This window comes from Delftia sp. ZNC0008 (assembly GCF_000799035.1).
GTDB lineage: Bacteria > Pseudomonadota > Gammaproteobacteria > Burkholderiales > Burkholderiaceae_C > Comamonas > Comamonas tsuruhatensis.
Genome location: NZ_JTKZ01000352.1, coordinates 1 through 5,346 on the forward strand (window position 1 = coordinate 1; position 5,346 = coordinate 5,346).

Consider the following 5,346-nt stretch of genomic DNA (forward strand, 5'->3'; position numbering starts at 1 on the left):
CCGCGTTGCGCGGCCCGCGGCCCCGCCATCGGCCACGGCGCTGTGCGGCGCGGGGTAGGCCAGCACGCGCGTGCCGCCCGTGGGAAAGACCTGGGCGCCGTCTTCGGCGCGCACGGTGAGCATGGTGTCGGCCAGGGCGCGGCACAGCTGCGTCATGTCGGTGTGCGCGTCCAGGCTGGCCGTGTAGAGGATGACCACGTGCGGCATTCAGGCCACCTCCATGGTGGCGGCCGTGCAGCTCACGGCGAAGATGGGAATGGGCTGGCAGTACAGCACCTGGCCCGCGCCGCGCGCGGCGGCGGCCACGGCGATGAAGCTGCGGATCTCGAAGCCGCCCTGGCCGCCGTCGCGGTAGGTCTCGGCGTCGGTGTACGACAGCAGCGCGTCCCGGTCGTTGCGGCACCAGCGGTCCATGAACTGCTGGTCCCATTCCCAGTTGACCTTGCCCGAGTCGGGCGTGGCCGGCCAGTGCGAAATGCCGCCCGTGCCCACGATGGCGATGCGCTCGGGCGCCTTGTCGCAGGCGCGGCGCAGGGCCTCGCCAAAGGCCCAGGCGCGGTGCAGCGGCGTCAGCGGCGGGCCCTGGCAGTTGATGTTGACCGGGATGATGTCCTTGTCATAGGCCGGCGTCAGAAAGTGCAGCGGGACCATGATGCCGTGGTCGAACTTCCACTCCTCGGCAAAGGCCACGTCCACGGTCTGCATGACCTCGGTGATCAGGCGCCGCGACAGCTCGGCATTGCCGGGGATGCGGTGGCGCTCTATGCCCAGCCAGGCCGGGTCCTCGATGGGCCCTTCGTAGTGGTCTGCCATGCCGATGGCATAGGCCGGCATGTTGTTCATGAAGAAGTTGGCGAAGTGCTCGGCCGCGATGACGATCACGGCATCGGGCCGCGCCGCCTCCAGCCGTGCGCCCATGTCGCGGAAGGCGGCATGGAAGGCATCCTTGGTGACCGGATCGGCCAGGTGTGCGCGGCCCGTGATGCCGGGCGCATGGCTGCAAACGCCTGCAAATACCAGACTCATCTCAAACTCCTGCGATCTTTTCGTTGGTTCCGGTGGTCATCGCGTAGACGCCCGCGCGCACCGGTCCGTGCTTTTGCACGCCGTCGCGCATGGCCTGCAGGTAGTCGGCCCAGGGCATGCCCAGCAGCGGCGCGAAGTGCATCAGCAGCTGGCCGTTGCAGCCCAGCACGTAGAGCTTGCCGATGTCGCCGTGGAACATGGCTTCGTACTCCTCGGGCTCCAGCGCGTACTCGGCCAGCAGCGCGGCGCGGTCCTCTGCAAAGCGCCGCTGCACCTCGGGCTCGCGGTTGAGCTGGAACAGGAATTTCTGCATGGTGTACAGGCTCATGGCGTCTCCCGGTGGTCCAGCCTTAGCCCAGCGTGATGTTGGCGCGGCGGATGATGGCTTCGTACTTGGCGATTTCGCTGGTGACGAAGGCTGCGAACTGCTGCGCCGTGCCGGCCTGCGAGACGATGCCGCCGCGCGCGAAGGCGTCCACCACGGCGGGCTCGGCCAGGGCCTTGACCACGGCGGCGTTGATGCGCTGCACCAGGGCATCGGGCGTGGCGCCGGGTGCCAGCAGCCCCTGCCAGGAGTTGGATTCCAGCGCCACGCCCTGCTCGGCCAGCGTGGGCACCTGGGGAGCGAACTGCGAGCGCTGGCGCGTGGCCATGCCCAGGGCCACCAGCTTGCCGCTTTGCACATGGCCACGGAACTCGGGCCAGTTGCCGAACATCACGTCCACCTGGCCGCCCAGCAGGTCGGCCAGCGCCGGGCCCTGGCCCTTGTAGGGGATGTGGACCATGTCGATGCCCATCTCCTGGCACAGCAGGGCGCCCGACAGATGGGCCGAGGTGCCGTTGCCGAACGAGGCATAGCTGAGCTCGCCGGGCCTGGCCTTGGCGCGGCTGCGCAGATCGGCCAGCGTCTTCAGGCCGCTGCCCGGGTGGGTGGCCAGCACATGCTCGGACAGGCCCATCAGCGCCACGGGCTTGAGGTCGCGCGTGGTGTCGTAGGGCAGGTTCTTCACCAGCGTCTTGTTGGCCGTGAAGCTGTTGGCCACGCACACCAGGGTGTAGCCGTCGGCCGGCTGCTTGGACACATAGTCCACGCCGATCACCGTGCCCGCGCCGGGCTTGTTCTCCACGATCACAGGCTGGCCCAGGGACTTGCCCAGCTCGGTGCCCACCAGGCGCGCCACCAGGTCGGTGGTGCCGCCCGGCGTGAAGGGCACGATGATGCGCAGCGGCCTGGCGGGCCAGGTGCCGGCCGCGCTGCCGGGCTGGGCCTGGGAAAGGCCCGGGAGCATCAGCGCTGCGGCCGTGGTGGCTGCGGTGGATTGCAGGAAATGGCGGCGTTGCATGTCTTGTCTCCTCGGTTCTCTTTGTCGTTGTCGCTGGTCGCCCGTTCAGACGCCCCAGTGCGGAATATGGTGCGAGCCCAGCGATACGGCCACGTTCTTGGGCTCGCAAAAGACCTCGTAGCTCCAGCTGCCGCCCTCGCGGCCCGTGCCCGAGGCCTTGGTGCCGCCGAAGGGCTGGCGCAGGTCGCGCACGTTCTGGCTGTTGACGAAGCACATGCCGGCCTCGATGGCGGCGGCCACGCGGTGGGCGCGGCCCACGCTCTCGGTCCAGACGTAGCTGGACAGGCCGTACTGGATATCGTTGGCCAGGCGCACGGCTTCGGCCTCGTCGCTGAAGGGGATGATGCAGGCCACGGGGCCGAAGATCTCGTCCTGGGCGATCTGCATGCGGTTGTCCACGTCGGCAAACACCGTGGGCAGCACGTAGTTGCCCTTGCGCACGCGCTCGGGCAGCACGGGCGCATCCAGGCCGCCGCACAGCATGCTGGCGCCTTCCTTGCGGCCCAGTTCGATGTAGTGGCGCACCTTGGCCAGGTGGCTGGCGCTGATCATGGGGCCGACGATGGTGGATTCGTCCAGCGGGTCGCCCACGGTGATCTTCCTGGCGCGCTCCACGAAGCGGTCCACGAACTTCGCGTAGATGCCCTTTTGCACCAGGATGCGGCTGCCGGCCGTGCAGCGCTCGCCGTTGTTGGAGAAGATCATGAACACGGCCGCATCCAGCGCGCGCTCGAAGTCGGCGTCGTCAAAGATCACGAAGGGGCTCTTGCCGCCCAGCTCCATGCTGAACTTCTTGAGGCCGGCGGCCTGCACGATGCGGTTGCCGGTCTGGGTCGAGCCCGTGAACGAGACGGCGCGCACATCGCGGTGGCGCACCAGGGGCTCGCCCGCGTCCTTGCCGTAGCCGTGCACCAGGTTGAGCACGCCGGGCGGAATGCCGGCCTCCAGCGCCAGCTCGCCCAGGCGCGCGGCCGTCATGGGCGACAGCTCGCTCATCTTGAGCACGGCCGTGTTGCCGAAGGCCAGGCAGGGCGCCACCTTCCAGGTGGCCGTCATGAAGGGCACGTTCCAGGGCGAGATCAGCGCGCACACGCCCACGGGGTGGAACAGGGTGTAGTTCAGGTGCGTGGGCGTGGGATAGGTGTGGCCGTCCACGCGCGTGCACATCTCGGCAAAGTAGTAGAAGTTGTCGGCCGCGCGCGGCACCAGCTGCTTGCCCGTCTGGGCGATGACCTGGCCGCAGTCGTTGGTCTCGGTCTGCGCGATCTCGGGCACATGGCGGGCGATCAGGTCGCCCAGCTTGCGCACGAGCTTGGCGCGTTCGGTGGCGGGCGTGTTGGCCCATTTCGGGAAGGCGTTCTTCGCGGCGGCGACGGCGGCCTGCACCTCGGCCTCGCCGCCTGCAGCAACCTCGGCCAGCACCTCCTGGGTGGCGGGGTTGACGGTCTCGAAATAGTCCTTGCCGGCGACGGCCTTGCCGTCGATCAGGTGGTCAATGCGCATGGGGATTCCTTGGCGTGTGCGGTGGGTTCAGGAGGCGGCCGGCGCGTCGCCGACGATGGTGTTGACCAGGCGGCCCAGGCCTTCGATCTCGGTGACGATCTCGTCGCCCACGCGGGAGTCGGCCACGCCGTCGGGCGTGCCGGTGAGGATGAGGTCGCCGGGGTTCAGCGTCATGAAGCCCGACAGGTGGGCGATCAGCGAGGGGATGTCATGCACCATGTCGCGCGTGCTGCCGTCCTGCTTGAGCTCGCCGTTGACCCAGCTGCGCAGGCGCAGGTTCATGGGGTCGGGCACATCGGCCGCATCGACGAACCACGGGCCCACGGGCGTGGCGCCGTCGCGGTTCTTCACGCGCAGGTTGGGCCGGTAGAAGTTCTCCAGGTAGTCGCGTATGGCGTAGTCGTTGGCCGTGCAGTAGCCGGCGACCACGCTGTAGGCGTCTTCGCGGCGCACGTTGCGGCAGGTCTTGCCGATGACCACGCCCAGCTCGCATTCGAAGTGCATGTAGGCCACGTTGGCGGGCCGGTACGTGCGGCCGCGGTGGCCGTTCAGCGTGTTCGGGCCCTTGAGGAAGACCAGCGGCTCCTCGGGCGCCTTGTTGAAGGCGATTTCCTTGGCATGGTCCGCATAGTTCAGGCCCAGCGCGAAGACGGTGCCGAACTGCAGCGGCGGCAGCCACTGCACGGCGGTCTCCGCCACCAGGCGGCCATCGGGCAGCTGCACCTGTCCGTGCGGGCCTTCGGTGACCTGCAGGGTCTGTCCTTCGAAGATGACGCGTCCGTGCTTCATGCTGCTGCTCCCTGTTCTGCCACCACCGAATGCGTGAGCCGGCCCAGGCCGGGCACCTCGATGACCACGCGGTCCCCGGGCCGCGCCAGCGGCGCGCCCTCGCCCGGGCCCAGCAGCAGCACGTCGCCGGGCGACAGCGTCATGAATTCGGTCACGTCGGCCAGCAGCCTTGCGGGCGGGCGCACCAGGTCGGCAAAGCCGCGCTGCCAGACCTGTTCACCATTGATGGACACCGTGAGCGTGGCCGCCTGTGCGTCAAAGCCTGTGCCGCGAACGAGGGCGCCCAGCGGGCAGAAACCGTCGCGGCAGCGCTGGCGGATGGCGGGGCGGTAGTAGTTCTCGTGCGGCAGCGTGAGGTCGCTGGCGATCAGCCAGCCGGCCACATGGTCCAGGGCCGTTGCTTCGCTGACGCGCGTGGCGCTGCGGCCGATCACCAGGCCGATGCTGGCATCGACGCGGACCTCGCCGGGATCGGCCGGCACGGCCACCGCAGCGCCATCGCGCGCCCAGGTGTTGCGCGGCTTGAGATAGAGCACGGGCGCGCGCGGAGCGGCCTTGTAGGGCGCGCTGTCGAACTGCGGCGACAGGCGCTGCACGGTGGCCTGCTGGTTGAGCAGCGTGCCGTAGACCGTGCCCAGCGCAAGGCCGTCATCCAGGAGAAAAGGCTGAATCTGCATGGACGCGG

General features: G+C 68.9%; 5 protein-coding genes and 2 pseudogenes. All 7 read right to left on the reverse strand.

What is annotated here, in order from left to right; all coding sequences use genetic code 11:
• Positions 1-207: pseudogene (locus L995_RS11695) on the reverse strand (5-carboxymethyl-2-hydroxymuconate isomerase); the annotation flags it as partial.
• A complete protein-coding gene (locus tag L995_RS11700) occupies positions 208-1,026 on the reverse strand; it encodes an extradiol ring-cleavage dioxygenase (protein ID WP_047471856.1) in 819 nt (272 codons plus the stop codon). It lies immediately after the preceding pseudogene.
• A gap of 1 nt (position 1,027) precedes the next feature.
• A complete protein-coding gene (locus L995_RS11705) occupies positions 1,028-1,354 on the reverse strand; it encodes an aromatic ring-opening dioxygenase LigA (RefSeq protein ID WP_047471858.1) in 327 nt (108 codons plus the stop codon).
• Positions 1,355-1,376: 22 nt separating this feature from the next.
• A pseudogene (locus L995_RS11710) lies at positions 1,377-2,372 on the reverse strand (tripartite tricarboxylate transporter substrate binding protein); the annotation flags it as partial.
• A gap of 42 nt (positions 2,373-2,414) precedes the next feature.
• Entirely contained in the window at positions 2,415-3,872 is a 1,458-nt protein-coding gene (gene hpaE, locus L995_RS11715) for a 5-carboxymethyl-2-hydroxymuconate semialdehyde dehydrogenase (RefSeq protein WP_047471863.1), read from the reverse strand.
• A 27-nt stretch (positions 3,873-3,899) separates the two neighbouring features.
• Entirely contained in the window at positions 3,900-4,661 is a 762-nt protein-coding gene (locus tag L995_RS11720) for a fumarylacetoacetate hydrolase family protein (RefSeq protein WP_047471865.1), read from the reverse strand.
• A partial coding sequence (locus tag L995_RS11725) for a fumarylacetoacetate hydrolase family protein (protein ID WP_331428949.1) occupies positions 4,658-5,346 on the reverse strand: 689 nt, incomplete at its 5' end. The genes L995_RS11725 and L995_RS11720, both read right to left, overlap by 4 nt.